Annotated in this window: 15 protein-coding genes; 11 read left to right on the forward strand and 4 right to left on the reverse strand. The window is 59.0% G+C overall.

Going from position 1 to position 13,908, the window contains the following annotated elements:
- The first annotated feature begins 66 nt into the window (after window positions 1-66).
- The 5 genes from MN186_RS13640 (at window position 67) to MN186_RS13660 (ending at window position 5,666) form a co-directional block, all read left to right on the forward strand.
- Window positions 67-1,815, forward strand: coding sequence for a type I secretion system permease/ATPase (locus MN186_RS13640; RefSeq protein WP_242114912.1), 1,749 nt, complete (start codon window positions 67-69; stop codon window positions 1,813-1,815).
- The gene (locus tag MN186_RS13645; protein WP_242114913.1) at window positions 1,802-3,103 is read left to right on the forward strand and encodes an HlyD family type I secretion periplasmic adaptor subunit; all 1,302 of its coding nucleotides are present in this window, start codon (window positions 1,802-1,804) and stop codon (window positions 3,101-3,103) included. The genes MN186_RS13640 and MN186_RS13645 overlap by 14 nt, the downstream gene beginning before the upstream one ends.
- A 118-nt stretch (window positions 3,104-3,221) precedes the next feature.
- Window positions 3,222-3,683 (forward strand): RidA family protein, encoded by a 462-nt coding sequence (locus MN186_RS13650; RefSeq protein ID WP_242114914.1) that lies wholly within the window; start codon window positions 3,222-3,224, stop codon window positions 3,681-3,683.
- Complete coding sequence (locus MN186_RS13655; RefSeq protein WP_242114915.1) at window positions 3,680-4,447, forward strand: glycerophosphodiester phosphodiesterase family protein; 768 nt, start codon at window positions 3,680-3,682, stop codon at window positions 4,445-4,447. Before MN186_RS13650 ends, MN186_RS13655 begins: the two co-directional genes overlap by 4 nt.
- 31 nt (window positions 4,448-4,478) lie before the next feature.
- Window positions 4,479-5,666, forward strand: a complete 1,188-nt coding sequence (locus tag MN186_RS13660) for a GNAT family N-acetyltransferase (RefSeq protein WP_242114916.1) — start codon at window positions 4,479-4,481, stop codon at window positions 5,664-5,666.
- Here the strand turns inward: MN186_RS13660 and MN186_RS13665 are convergent.
- Window positions 5,663-6,157, reverse strand: coding sequence for a peroxiredoxin (locus MN186_RS13665; RefSeq protein ID WP_242114917.1), 495 nt, complete (start codon window positions 6,155-6,157; stop codon window positions 5,663-5,665). The genes MN186_RS13660 and MN186_RS13665 overlap by 4 nt on opposite strands.
- 83 nt (window positions 6,158-6,240) lie before the next feature.
- On the opposite strand from MN186_RS13665, the gene MN186_RS13670 reads away from it, so the two are divergent.
- Window positions 6,241-7,449, forward strand: coding sequence for an NAD(P)/FAD-dependent oxidoreductase (locus tag MN186_RS13670; protein WP_242114918.1), 1,209 nt, complete (start codon window positions 6,241-6,243; stop codon window positions 7,447-7,449).
- Entirely contained in the window at window positions 7,446-8,000 is a 555-nt protein-coding gene (gene rsmD / locus MN186_RS13675; protein ID WP_242114919.1) for a 16S rRNA (guanine(966)-N(2))-methyltransferase RsmD, read from the forward strand. The genes MN186_RS13670 and rsmD overlap by 4 nt, the downstream gene beginning before the upstream one ends.
- A gap of 7 nt (window positions 8,001-8,007) precedes the next feature.
- Here rsmD and MN186_RS13680 read toward each other — a convergent pair whose 3' ends face one another.
- From MN186_RS13680 to sfsA, 3 genes are all read right to left on the reverse strand, one after another.
- Window positions 8,008-9,066, reverse strand: coding sequence for a TRAP transporter substrate-binding protein (locus MN186_RS13680; RefSeq protein WP_242114920.1), 1,059 nt, complete (start codon window positions 9,064-9,066; stop codon window positions 8,008-8,010).
- A gap of 226 nt (window positions 9,067-9,292) precedes the next feature.
- Window positions 9,293-10,141: a type I methionyl aminopeptidase gene (map, locus tag MN186_RS13685; RefSeq protein WP_242114921.1), complete on the reverse strand. Its 849-nt coding sequence runs from the start codon at window positions 10,139-10,141 to the stop codon at window positions 9,293-9,295.
- Window positions 10,142-10,177: 36 nt separating this feature from the next.
- The gene (gene sfsA / locus MN186_RS13690) at window positions 10,178-10,876 is read right to left on the reverse strand and encodes a DNA/RNA nuclease SfsA (RefSeq protein WP_242114922.1); all 699 of its coding nucleotides are present in this window, start codon (window positions 10,874-10,876) and stop codon (window positions 10,178-10,180) included.
- A 38-nt stretch (window positions 10,877-10,914) separates the two neighbouring features.
- Between sfsA and MN186_RS13695 the strand changes: the two genes are divergently transcribed.
- Genes MN186_RS13695 through MN186_RS13710 form a run of 4 tightly spaced genes read left to right on the forward strand, consistent with a single transcriptional unit; the run spans window position 10,915 to window position 13,900 of the window.
- A complete protein-coding gene (locus tag MN186_RS13695) occupies window positions 10,915-11,643 on the forward strand; it encodes a competence/damage-inducible protein A (protein WP_242114923.1) in 729 nt (242 codons plus the stop codon).
- Window positions 11,640-12,368 carry a GNAT family N-acetyltransferase gene (locus MN186_RS13700; protein ID WP_242114924.1) on the forward strand — a complete coding sequence of 243 codons (729 nt, stop codon included), beginning with the start codon at window positions 11,640-11,642 and terminating at the stop codon, window positions 12,366-12,368. The genes MN186_RS13695 and MN186_RS13700 overlap by 4 nt, the downstream gene beginning before the upstream one ends.
- 15 nt (window positions 12,369-12,383) lie before the next feature.
- Window positions 12,384-12,959: a peroxidase-related enzyme gene (locus MN186_RS13705; RefSeq protein WP_242114925.1), complete on the forward strand. Its 576-nt coding sequence runs from the start codon at window positions 12,384-12,386 to the stop codon at window positions 12,957-12,959.
- Between the two features lie 35 nt (window positions 12,960-12,994).
- On the forward strand, window positions 12,995-13,900 hold the full coding sequence (locus tag MN186_RS13710; RefSeq protein WP_242114926.1) for an OmpA family protein: 906 nt from the start codon (window positions 12,995-12,997) through the stop codon (window positions 13,898-13,900).
- Window positions 13,901-13,908: the final 8 nt, after the last annotated feature.

Genomic DNA, 13,908 nt, shown 5'->3' on the forward strand with positions numbered 1-13,908 from the left:
TTCCCACCGAAACACGTACCGCCAACCGACGCATCTGCCACGCTGAAACCCAATGGAACAAGCCAAATGCGCCATGAAGAGTTAGAATTTGGTCATGAAGAACTGCGCAAGATACGGCGTAAACTTCACGGCTTGTTGATCAGCGCGGCGCTGTTTTCGGTGTTCGTCAACCTGCTGATGCTGACCGCCCCGATATACATGCTGCAAATCTATGATCGCGTGCTCAGCAGCCGATCAGTGGAAACACTGGTCGCACTTACATTATTGATGACCTTTCTGTTTATTGTGATGGGCTGCCTTGATTATGCGCGTGGGCGGATCCTTGCCCGCGCCGGGGCTCGGTTTCAGGCTGGTTTGGACGAACGCGTATTTCGTGCCGACCTTGATCCCGCGCAAGTCATGGCCGGCTCCGGGACACCGCCCAGCGCGGTGCGGGATGCCGACGCGATCCGACAGCTATTGGCCAGCCCTGTCGTGACCGCTTTATTTGATATGCCTTGGACGCCGGTGTTTTTACTGGCGATCACGTTATTTCACCCTTGGCTTGGCGCGCTCGCCTTGTCGGGCGGGGCGCTACTGGTTGCGGTGACGCTTACAAACCAAGCGCTGACAAGGGGGCCGGCATCGGTTGTAGCAGCACAAAATCGTGCGTCCGACCAACTAGCCGAGCGGCTGCAAACCGAAGCACCAATGGTCCGCGCCCTTGGTCTGACCGATCATGCTTTTCAGCGATGGCAGCAAGTTCGACGCACGACGTTACGTTCGGCCATTCACGTCTCGGACCGGCAAAGCCAGTTCGCAGTTTTCTCTAAAACCTTCCGACAGTTCTTACAATCAGCCATGTTGGGGCTCGGAGCGTATCTGGCGGTGCAAGGCGCAATCTCACCGGGGGCGATGATCGCCGGGTCGATCCTGCTGTCCCGCGCGCTGGCACCGGTCGATCTGGCCATCGGTCAATGGCCATTGGTGCAGCGCGCCCGATCCGCTTGGCTGTCGCTGGCGCAACGTCTCACGACTGCCACATGCAAAACAGACCGGACCGCGCTGCCAACCCCGGCTTCAGATGTGCATGTCAACAACCTGACCGTCATTCCCGAGGGCCACAGCTATGCTGTTCTGCGCGGCATTTCGTTTCACCTGAAACCGGGCACCGCGTTGGGTGTGATCGGGCCAACCGGAGCAGGCAAATCCACGCTGGCTCAGGTGCTGACAGGGACGCGTGCGCCAAGCGCCGGCACGGTCCGACTGGGCGGCGCGGCGCTGGATCACTATGCGTCTGACGCCTTGGGCCGCATTGTCGGATATCTGCCGCAACGGGTGCTGCTATTTGATGGGACCATTGCAGAAAATATCGCGGGCTTTTGCCCCAAGGCCGACGATGCCACGGTGATCGCTGCCGCACAGGCTGCCGACGCACATGATCTGATCCTGTCACTGCCCCAAGGTTATGACACAAAAGTCACTTCGGGCAACAATCCGCTTTCAGGTGGCCAAATGCAACGTATCTGCCTTGCACGCGCGCTTTTTGGCACGCCGCCTCTGGTCATTCTGGATGAACCAAATTCGAACCTGGATCATGACGGATCGGTCGCCCTGAATGCGGCCATCCAGACGGTGAAGCTGCGGGGTGGTGCGGTCGTAATCATGGCGCATCGTCCTGCCGCCATACAACATTGCGATATGCTGATGGTACTTGATGACGGATGCGCGACGGAAATCGGACCCCGCGACGAGATTCTAAGGAAACGCGTGCGTAACGCTGCACAAATACACTCAATACACGGCATCGGTGGAGGGTTTGATGACAGGGCATGACCTTTCCGCCCGACGTTTTCTGCTGCTTGGTTTTACCATGCTGTTCTTGCTGATCGGCGGCTTTGGCACGTGGTCCGCAACGGCCCGTATTGCCGGCGCGGTGGTGGCATACGGCACGTTGCACCCCGATCGGCTCCAACATATCGTGCAGCATCCCGATGGTGGGGTCGTCGTTGCGGTCATGGTCGAAAACAGCGATACCGTCCGCAAGGACGATATCCTGATGATGCTGGACGACGCGCGATATACTTCGCAATACAGGATCACAGAAAACCAGTATTTTGAAATCTTGACACGCATCGCCCGCCTGACGGCTGAACGCGATGATGCAGCCGAATTGTCCTATCCTGCGGTGTTGCACGACCACGCCCGCTTCCGCCCTGACGTGGCGGAAATGATCGCGGGTCAGACCCGGTTGTTCCGGTCACATCGCGCGGTTCTGCGAACGCAACTAGCGCAATTGGACAAACGCGCGTCACAAATCAGGGCACAGATTGATGGGTTGGACGCGCAGCACCGCGCCTTGGTGATGCAGCGAATTCTGCTGCTGGAGGATTTAACCCGGCAAGAAAAACTGCTGGCTGACGGGTTGTCACAATACCCACGCGTCCTGTCGCTGCGCCGGGAAAAGGCGGCCTTGACCGGACGACTGGCCGAAATTGCCGCCACCCGCGCCCAAGCCGCGCTGCAACTGACCGAAACCGATCTGCAAAAGCTGGCGTTGCAAGCTGAACGACAGGACGCCGCAATTGCCAAGCTGCGCGACCACCACGTCACTGCCAACGAACTGTCGGAAAAGATGCGCAGCCTGACCCAAGAAATTGAACGGCTGACCATTCGCGCACCCGCCGCCGGCGTCATACACGACCTTCAGGCCCTGACCCCGGGCTCTGTCGTGAGGGCCGGCCAATCGCTGCTGCATATCATTCCGCAGGATCACAGTATGCAGGTCGTCGCCCGGCTATCGCCAACAGATGTCGACCAGATTTTCATCGGCCAACTCGTGACGTTGACCTTTGCGGCATTGACTCAACGCGAAACCTCTGAGCTAAGAGCAAAAGTGCATAAGATCTCGGCTGCCGCTTTGGAAGATGCAAGAACCGGGCAACTTTACTATACCATCAAGATCGCGATCCCCGACACCGAACGCGCACGCCTACCCACTGATGCGCAGCTGCTGCCCGGAATGCCAGTTACGGCTTTCATCAAGACCGGGGACCATAGTCCGATGTCCTACCTGCTAAGCCCCATCACCGGTTTTTTTGACCGGGCGATGCGCGAACACTAGCAGCCGAAACCTGCGAACTGCGCATTGCCGCCGCTTTCGCCCTTTTCACCGCATGGATCGCAAGCTAGCGTCCGGAAACCCCTGCGCGATACGGGGAACCAATCGAAAAGGACACGACATGAGCAAAATTGAAGCCCGTCTGACGGAACTTGGCGTAACTCTGCCGGACGCACCAGCGCCAGCGGCCAACTACGTTCCCTATGTCCGGGTTGGCGATCTGGTTCACGTTTCAGGCCAGATATCGACCAGAGATGGTGAGTTCCTGACGGGAAAGCTGGGTGAAGACATGACCGCGCCAGATGGTGCGCTTGCAGCGCGCGGGTGCGCGATCAGCTTACTTGCCCAGGTCAAAGCCGCCTGTGGTGGTGATCTGGACCGGCTACAACGGGTCGTCAAGCTGACGGGCTTCGTGAACTCGACCAGCGATTTTAGCGAGCAGCCCACAGTGATCAACGGTGCGTCCGATTTCATGGTCGAGGTTTTGGGCGACGCTGGTCGCCATGCACGGTCGGCTGTTTCAGCCGCCAGCCTTCCGTTTGGTGTCGCCGTTGAAATCGAAGGCATCTTCCAGATCAAATGACCCAATCGCCGCCCCCTCTGCCGGACAGCTTCTTGGCGCGTCCGATCGCTCATCGTGCGTTGCATGATCTTGCCGCTGGCCGTCCGGAAAACTCGCGCGCAGCGATCCGGGCTGCCATCGACGCAGGCTATGGGATCGAGATAGACTTGCAACTGTCCAAGGATGCGCAGGCGATGGTCTTTCACGATTATGATCTGGCCCGGCTGACAGGGCAGTCAGGTGCGGTCCAACAACGCTCGGCCACTGAACTGGGCGGGATCAACCTGACCCATGGAAACGAGGGGATCCCAACCTTTGCCGAGGTCCTGAACATCGTCGCAGGACGCGTGCCTCTGCTAGTCGAACTGAAGGATCAGGACGGTGCGATGGGACCGCGCACTGGTCCGCTGGAACAGGCCACGGCGGACGCATTGAAAAACTATACCGGTGATGTGGCGCTGATGTCGTTCAATCCTCATTCCGTCGCCGCGTTCGGCGCCCTTGACACGGGCCACCCGGTGGGCCTGACGACCGCCGCGTTCCGCGACGATCCCGAAAGCCTGATCCCTGCTGCAACACGTCGGTATCTGCGTGACATTCCCGATTTCGACCGGGTCGGCGCAAGTTTTATCAGCCACGAGGCCAGCGATTTGCACAGCCTTGCCGTTGCTCGCCTGAAAGCGCGGGGAGTGCCCGTTCTTTGTTGGACGATCCGTTCAAAAAAGGACGAGATCGAAGCACGCAAAATAGCTGACAATATCACCTTTGAGGGCTATCCGGCTTGACCGCCCGACCGATCTTGGGTCCAATGGGCAAGTGACTGATACCAAAATCGAAATCCGCACCCACAACAGCCTGTCCAGCATCGCAGCCCGCGATTGGGATGCCTGCGCCGGTCCCGAAGCATCAGATGGCGTCCGCTCCATCGACCCGTTCACAACCCATCGGTTCCTGTTGGCGTTAGAGAAATCGGGCAGTGTGGGCGGACGAACGGGATGGCAGCCGCACTACCTCAGCGTTCACGCCGGGGGGCAGGTGATCGCCGTCGCCCCCTTGTATGCCAAGACGCACAGCCAAGGCGAATATGTGTTCGATCACAGTTGGGCCGATGCCTACGACCGCGCGGGCGGGCAGTACTATCCAAAGCTGCAATTGGCCGTTCCGTTCACACCCGTAACCGGGCGGCGTTTTCTCACCCGGCCCGGCCATGATGCCATCGGACGCGCCGGGTTGGTGCAAGGCATGATGCAGATCGCGACGGAAAACGGGCTGAGCTCGGCGCATATCACCTTCTGCACCGAAGACGAGGCCCAGGCAGGGGCGCAGATGGGCTTGCTTCATCGCATTGGGCAACAGTTTCACTGGGAAAACCACGGCTATGCCGATTTCGATGATTTTCTGAGTGGCCTAAGTTCGCGGAAGCGCAAACAGCTTCGAAAAGAGCGCCGGCAAGCCCAAGAATTCGGCGGCCGTATCGCAGCCTTCACCGGCGACGACATCCAGTCCCATCATTGGGACACTTTCTGGCATTTTTATCAGGACACGGGCGCGCGCAAATGGGGCCGCCCTTATTTGACGCGCGCGTTCTTTGATGAATTGCACGCCTCGATGCGCGATGACGTGTTACTAGTTTTTGCGCTGCGCGACGGTCGGCCGATTGCCGGGGCGCTGAACCTGATCGGACGAGATACTCTGTTTGGCCGCTATTGGGGCGCGTCAGAACACCATCCCTGCCTGCATTTCGAACTGTGTTATTATCAGGCCATCGACTTCGCCATCCAACACAATCTACAGCGGGTCGAGGCGGGCGCGCAGGGTGAACACAAACTTGCGCGCGGCTATTTGCCGGTCACCACCCATTCACTGCACTGGATCGCCGAACCCAGCTTTCGCGATGCGGTCAGTGAATTTTTAGGCGCCGAGAAAAGGGCCGTCGAGGGAGATATGGATATCCTGACCTCATACGGCCCTTTTCGGAAAACGGTGATCGACGAAGGCGACTAGGACTGCATGTCGGCCAACAGCGCCTCGCCCCCTGATGTTTCGCAAACACCCGGATTTTCTTCAGCGTTCAACACCTTGACCACGCCGTCTTCCGCATAAAGCGCATAGCGGCGCGAGCGGTTGATCAGGCCGGCGGGCGGTGCATCGAACACCATGCCCACGTCGCGCGTGAACGACCCGTCGGCATCGCCCAGCATGGTAATGCCGGCTTCGGTCGCGCCGGTGCTTTCGCCCCAAGCCTGCATGACAAATGGATCATTCACTGAGATACAGATGACCTCGTCCACGCCTTTCTTGTCAAAATCGGGCTTTGTGCGCATGAAACTGGGCACATGCGCGGTCGTGCAAGTGCCGGTATAAGCTCCCGGAAGGGCGAAGATCACGACCTTGCGCCCTTTGGTCAGGGACGACAGTTCAACCGGCTCTGGCCCGTCATCCCCCATTTGCAACAACGTCGCATTCGGTAGTTTGTCACCAACTGATAGAGTCATTTTTAACATCCCTGATTGTGTTTCCACTGCTCCTAGTCATAGTCTGCAAACCGCGTCAGGTCAGCAGAAAATGGAAGCCCCGCATGTCTCACATTATTGTCATCGGCGCCGGGCAAGCCGGTGCGTCGCTTGTTGCCAAGCTTCGAAACTCGGGTTTTGACGGCAAAATCACCCTGATCGGGGCCGAAACCGCGCCACCCTACCAACGCCCGCCACTGTCGAAAGCCTATCTGCTGGGTGAAATGGATGAGGAGCGTTTGTATCTGCGCCCCGAAAGCTTCTATGCCGAAAATGATATCACCTTGCGGTTGGGCACCCTTGTAGACGCGATCGACCCCGAACGGCGCGAAGTGGTGATTGGGGACGAGCGCATCGCCTATGATCAATTAGCGTTGACCACCGGATCTGTGCCGCGCCTCCTGCCCGACGCCATCGGCGGCAGATTGCAGGGCGTCCATGTGGTGCGCACCCTTGCGGATGTGAACCGGATGGCGCCGGAATTTACGCAAGGTCGCCGCGTGTTGATCATCGGCGGTGGGTATATCGGGCTTGAGGCCGCAGCGGTCGCGGCCAAGAAAGGTTTGCACGTCACACTGGTCGAGATGGCCGACCGTCTTCTTCAAAGGGTGGCTGCGCCTGAAACCTCGTCCTATTTCCGGGCGCTGCATACAGCACACGGTGTCGATATTCGCGAAGGTATCGGGCTGGAGCGGTTAACTGGTGACGGGCGCATCAGCGGTGCAGTCCTGTCTGATGGCACAAAGCTGGACCTCGACTTTGCCGTGGTCGGTGTGGGCATTGCACCCAACACCGATCTGGCCCAGGCTGCGGGGCTTCGGATTGACAACGGCATCTGGACAGACGCGCAGGGTCGAACATCTGACCCGGCCATCTGGGCTGCTGGCGACTGCACGTCCTTCCCGTATCGCGGGGGACGGATTCGGCTGGAAAGTGTGCCGAACGCCATTGATCAGGCGGAAGTGGTCGCTTGCAATATGATGGGTGAAGCAGTCGATTACGTGGCGAAACCTTGGTTCTGGTCAGATCAGTACGACGTAAAGCTGCAAATCGCCGGGTTGAACTTGGGCTATGATAATGTGGTCACACGACGGGGTGAACATGATGGCAGCACCAGCTTTTGGTATTATCGAGGCGATCAATTGCTGGCAGTCGATGCGATGAACGACCCACGCGCGTATATGGTTGGCAAGCGTCTGATCGAGGCTGGTAAAACCGCAGACAAGGCAACCGTCGCTGACCCATCCGCCGACTTGAAACCGCTGCTGAGATGAGGATCATCGCCGGTCGGTTTCGCGGCCTGACTCTGGCCAGCGTGGGTAAAGGAGACGCGGGCGCGCATTTGCGCCCGACGTCGGACCGGGTGCGGGAAAGCCTTTTTTCGATGCTGACCGGCGGGCGGTTCGGCGACCCCGTCGAGGGCGCGAAGGTGTTGGACCTGTTTGCCGGCACCGGCGCATTGGGGCTTGAGGCGCTGTCGCGCGGGGCGGCGCATGTGACGTTTGTCGATGATGGCCGCAAGGCACAGACGCTGATCCACGAAAACATCGCGAAATGCCGTTGCGCCGATCAGGTCACAGTGTTGAAACGCGACGCCACGCGCCTGCCGGGTGGGTCACCGTATGATCTGATCTTTCTGGACCCGCCTTATGGCAAAGGCTTGGGCGAAAAGGCACTGGACGCCGCAAGCAAGGGCGGCTGGATTGCACCAAACGCGCTGATCGTATGGGAGGAAAGTGCTACAATTGCCCCGCCGGATGGGGTGACCCTGCTGGATACGCGACAGTATGGAGATACCGTGATCTCGGTTCTAAGGCGGGTCTAGGCGCCGCCTATTGTGCCCTTGTCACGTCCACCGCTGCGCGCGCATCGTCAACCATCGCCGCACCGTCCAACCCTTTCTGGTTCATATCTTCGATCCATTCGGCAATGACCTCATCCCCCAAGGCGCGGATTTTAGCGGTTTGTTCCTCCGAGATTTCGGCAATGATATTTCCGTCCGCGGCCATCGCCTCGCGCCCTTCGATATCGCCAGTGTCATAGGCGCGTCCGGCCCATGCGGATGTATAAAAGCCCGAATTCGCGTCAATCACCACTTTCAGGTCATCGGGCAGTCCGTCATATACATCCTTGTTCATCGCCCAGATGAAAAACAGGTTATAAAGCGACTTGTCGCCTGCAACGTCTGTGTGACTATCCGCAAGTTCGTTCAGCTTAAGCGAAGGCGCCATTTCCCACGTGATCACACCGCCATCCAGCACCCCCTTGGCCAGAGCCTCGGGAAAGGCCGGGACGGGCATCCCGATGGGGATCGCGCCAAGCTTATCTAACAGCAGCGTCGCGGTGCGTGACGGGCCGCGCAGTTTCAGGTTCTGAAAGTCTGCAACGGAGGCAATCGGGTCGCCCTTCTTGTGAACGATCCCGCGCCCATGCATGTGTGCGGCGATGACCTTTACATCCGCAAAGTCGTCCATCAAGTATTTCTGGGTATAGACCCAAGCCGCTTTGGATGCCTCTTCACCGGATTTTGTTGTCATGAAAGGAAGCTCCATCGCTTCGCTTTCGGGGAAGCGACCGGGTTGATAGCCGGGAATGACCCAACCCCCATCAATCGCACCGTCGCGGATCAGGTCATATTGGCTGCTGGCTTTGCCGCCCAATTGCATGGCCGGATACAGTTCAACCTTGATACGCCCACCGGAGTCTTTTTCGACCTTCTCGGCCCAAGGGGTCATGAAATAAGTTGGGCTGGACGACAAGGGCGACACAAAATGCTGAAATCGCAACGTGACCTCTTGCGCGATACCGGCGCTGGCCGACATCGCAAGGGCGGTCGCCGCAGCAAGGGATGTGATGATGGATTTCGGGGCAAAGGGGCGGAAGTGGGTCATCTGACACCCTCCGATTTTTTCGTAAGGACAGCCGCGCACGTTGGTCGCGGAAGCCGCAGCACCTATTGCACCACGGCATAGCGAACCTATGCAGGGCAGCTTGCGAGTGCAATTGAAAAACGGCACCGCGCGTGACCTCTGAAAATCAATGCTCGAATGGTGCTGATCTTGAACGGATTTTTTCGTGTCGCGGGGAAAAGCAGCAAAAGCTTCCCCTAGGTCAATGTCAATCCCACGTCGGGTGGAATTTCCCTGCGGGGGACAGAGTGAAAATCTCGCACCCGCCTGCCGTCACCCCGATTGAGTGTTCAAACTGCGCCGAAAGTGATTTATCGCGGGTGATCGCCGTCCACTCATCGGGCAGGACCTTTGTCTCGGGCCGGCCCAGATTAACCATCGGTTCGATAGTGAAGAACATGCCTTCTTCCAGCACTGGCCCATGTCCGGGGCGGCCATAATGCAAAACGTTGGGCGGCGCATGGAACACCTGCCCCAGCCCGTGACCGCAGAAATCGCGCACGACGGACATGCGGTGGCTTTCCACATGCGTCTGGATGGCGTGACCGATATCGCCGAAGGTGTTGCCGGGGCGCACAGCCTCGATCCCTTTCATCAGGGCGTCATGGGTCACCTGGATCAGGCGATCCGCAAAGGGTTTGATTTTGCCAACCTTATACATGCGGCTTGTGTCGCCATACCAACCATCGACGATAACGGTCACATCCACGTTCAGTATGTCACCGTCTATCAACTCGTCATGCTTGCGCGCCGATTTTTCATTCTTGCCTTTGGGCGTTTTCGATCCCGGAATACCGTGACAGACCACGTGGTTCAGCGAAATGCAGGACGCGTGTTTGTAACCCTTGTAACCGATGGTCGCAGAGACCGCGCCGGCCTCGTCCACCATCGCTTCAATTGCAGCGTCAACTTCGGCAGTCGTCACACCCGGCGCCATCATGGGGGCGATGCGGTCCAGAATATCGGCGGCCAAATGCCCCGCCTTGTGCATCCCGGCGAAATCAGAGCTGTCATAAAGGCGGATGCCTTCTTTGGTCACGCGCATGGTGTCGTCCATGGAAAAATCCTTCTGCTTCGCCCCTAAATACGGTGTTCAAGCCAAAGACGCCAGAGGGGCGCCGACCGTAATTCCGTCCGGGCTGATCCGCGCGCCCAGCACCATCACTTCGACACCCGCCGCGCGGGCGGCATCAAAAGCGGCGCCATAGGTGGGGTCGATATCCCGCGCCAGATCGAACCGGTCACAATCTGTGCGCTGCACCAAGTAAAGCATCACAGCGCGATGACCCTGACCGACCATGGTGGCCAGTTCACCAAGATGTTTGGTCCCGCGCGCGGTGACGCTGTCGGGAAACTCCGCCAAGCCGGGCTGGCGGCTTAACGTCACGGACTTGACCTCGACATAGGTCAGCCCGTCACCTTCCAGCAGGAAATCAATGCGGCTGTTTTCACCGTATTTCACCTCGGCCCGGACGGTGTGATAGTCATTCAGCCCGCCAACCTCGTGCGCCTGCAGGGCCGCGCGCAGGGCACGGTTGGGGATCGACGTGTCAACGCCGGTGAAATGCCCGTTCTGATGATCGACCAGCCGCCAGCCAAACTTCAGCTTCTTCCTGGGATCGTCATTCGGCTCCAGCCAGATCTTCGTCCCTGGCACGGCCAGCCCCATCATCGATCCGGGATTGGCGCAATGCGCCGTCACTTCGCGCCCGTCATCCAGCACACAATCGGCAAGGAACCGTTTGTAGCGTCGGACAAGAATTGCGGGCACAAGAGGGCTGGGAAATTTCATAAAGCGGGCCTATACCGGAAGAAGAAAAGGAACAAGCCATGCCGAACCCGACCGCCGCCATGCTGGTCATCGGAGACGAGATTTTGTCAGGCCGGACAAGGGATGCCAACATGCATCATCTTGCGGGCAAGCTGACCGAATGCGGTATCGACCTGAAAGAGGTGCGTGTCGTGTCTGATGACCCGCGCGCAATTGAGGCTGCGGTGAAAGAACTTGCTGGCCGTTTCGATCACGTCTTTACCTCGGGCGGGATCGGGCCAACCCATGACGACATCACCGCCGACTGCATCGCACGCGCGTTCGGCGACCATATCGACATTCGCGACGATGCCCGCAACCTGCTGGCCGCGCATTATGCCGCCAAAGGTCAGGAATTCAACGAAGCGCGGCAGCGTATGGCCCGCATCCCTGATCGCGCGACGCTTATCGAAAACCCGGTGTCAGCCGCGCCCGGTTTCACACTCGAAAACGTTAATGTCATGGCGGGCGTTCCGTCTGTTTTCAAAGCGATGGTCGACAGCGTTTTGCCCGGCCTGACAGGCGGTGCGCCGTTGCAATCACGCTCCATCCGCATCGAACGCGGCGAGGGCGAGATCGCTGGACCCCTTGGCAAGCTGGCCGCAGATTATGCCGATCTGGGCTTTGGTTCATATCCATTCATCGAACATGGGCAATTCGGTGCCAATGTCGTAATCCGCGGCACCGATGCCGCCCGGCTTAACGCCGCCGCCCGCGCCTTGTTCCAACTTTTTCCGGAGGCCAAATGAAACGCGACCTTCCCAACGCCGACCAGATCATCGAAGCCAGCGAGGCAACATGGCCCCCCGCCTCCACCCAACGCGTGGGAGCATGGGTCATACGCGATGGCGCGGGCGGCGGTAAGCGGGCGTCGGCAGCGACCGAAAGCTGGCCGACCACCGAAGCAGACCTGCCGGTCGCCGAAAAAGCGATGCGCGCGCAGGGCATGGACCCGTTGTTCCAGATCCGGCATGGCGATGAGAATTTGGACGATATGCTGGAGAAACACGGCTATCACGTTGTCGATCCGGTTAATTTCTGGGTATCGCATGTTGACGATTTGGCCAATGACGCCCCGCCGCCCGTGTCTGCATTTTGCGCTTGGCCTGCTCTGTCGATCATGGACGAGCTTTGGGAACGAGGCGGCATCGGGGCGGACCGGCGCGCCGTGATGGCTCGTGCAGCTTGCCCCAAGACCGCGCTGCTTGCGCGGACAGACGACAAGCCGTCAGGCGTCGGCTTCGTGGGCATTCACGGTGACATCGCCATGGTGCACGCCCTGCATGTCGACGAAAAGATGCGGCGGCGGGGCACCGGTCAAAACCTGATGAAGCAGGCCGCCATCTGGGCAAAGGAACAGGGCGCGAAATACGTAGCCCTGATCGTGACCCAAGGCAACCACGCCGCCAATCCGCTTTATGCCAATATGGGAATGAACCTTGTCGGACATTACCATTACCGCACCAAACCATAGCCAGGGTATGCAATGATGAAACATGACAATGACGGTGTGACTGCGCTGGACCTGCCAATGGTCGACCCGCTGCCCGAGGATATTCAGAAATACTTTGACATCTGCGATGAAAAGCTGGGTCTGGTGCCGAATGTGTTGAAAGCCTATGCGTTCGACATGGAGAAGCTACGGGCCTTCTCGGCCATGTATAACGAACTTATGCTGGGCGAAAGCGGGCTGTCCAAATTGGAACGCGAGATGATTGCAGTTGTGGTCAGCTCGATCAACCGCTGCTGGTATTGCCAAGTCGCCCACGGGGCTGCCGTGCGTGCGCTGTCGGGCGATCCCAAGTTGGGCGAAGCAATGGTGATGAATTGGCGCGCCGCCGAACTGGACACGCGCCAACAGGCCATGCTCAGCTTTTCCGAGAAGATCACAAAAGCCTCGTCTGAAACAACCGAGGCTGACCGCGACGCGCTGCGGCAAGTCGGTTTTTCAGACCGTGACATCTGGGATATCGCAGCGACGGTCGGGTTCTTCTCAATGTCCAACCGCATGGCGTCGGCTGTCGGAATGCAGCCCAACGACGCCTATCACGCCCAAAACAGATAGCTGTGATGGGTCGGCTTTCCCGATGCGCAGCTGGCTTGGCATGCCTTGCCGGACTGTCTTTTCCGGTCCACGCGCTCGATCTGCCCACAGGCGCGAAACTACGTGCGGAACAGGCCCAGAACATGGCCCGCGTTGGTCTTGCGGTGGCCCGGTTCGACGGTGAAACCGTCCCCACAATCGCCACCGAAGGGCAGGTCATCCGGCAGGTCTGGAAGGTGGATGGCACCAGTCAGACCAGCTTTCAGATTCTGATCGCGCTGCGGGAACAGTTGCTTGAACAGGGTTTTGACATCCTTCTGCAATGCCAATCTGTATCCTGTGGCGGTTTTGATTTTCGGTTTGAAGTGGGCCATTTCAAGGCCCCCGACATATTTGTCGATCTGGGCGACTACCACTACCTCAGCGCGCGCAAGGACGACCACTTCATCAGTCTTCTGGTCAGTCGGTCGTACGAGGATGCGTTCATCGAACTGTTACAGGTTGACCCAGCAGGCAGCACCGGGGAAAGCGCATCCGCCAAGCCGGCCCCGGCCGCCCCGACAGAAGCGCGCGCACAGCCCGTCGGCCCGATAGGCATCACGCTGGAAACCACCGGACGGGCGGTTCTGAAAGGTCTGACCTTCACCACCGGGTCATCCGACCTAGCGGATGATGACGTGCCTGTTCTGGCCGAATTGGCGAAATATCTGGCCCAGAACCCCAACCGCCAGATTGGCCTTGTCGGTCACACCGACGCGGTGGGCGGGTTGGATGGCAACGTGAACCTGTCACGCAAGCGCGCCACATCAGTCAAGAACAGTTTGGTCGAGCTTTACGGCGCAGACCCCGCGCAGCTTTCAGCTCACGGCGTCGGTTTTCTTTTGCCGCGCGCATCCAACTTGACCGACGAAGGTCGCAAACTGAATCGGCGTGTCGAGGCCGTTTTGATCAGCACGGAATAGCGCCGGCT

Origin of the sequence: Aliiroseovarius sediminis (genome assembly GCF_022678485.1) — a bacterium.
GTDB lineage: Bacteria > Pseudomonadota > Alphaproteobacteria > Rhodobacterales > Rhodobacteraceae > Aliiroseovarius > Aliiroseovarius sediminis.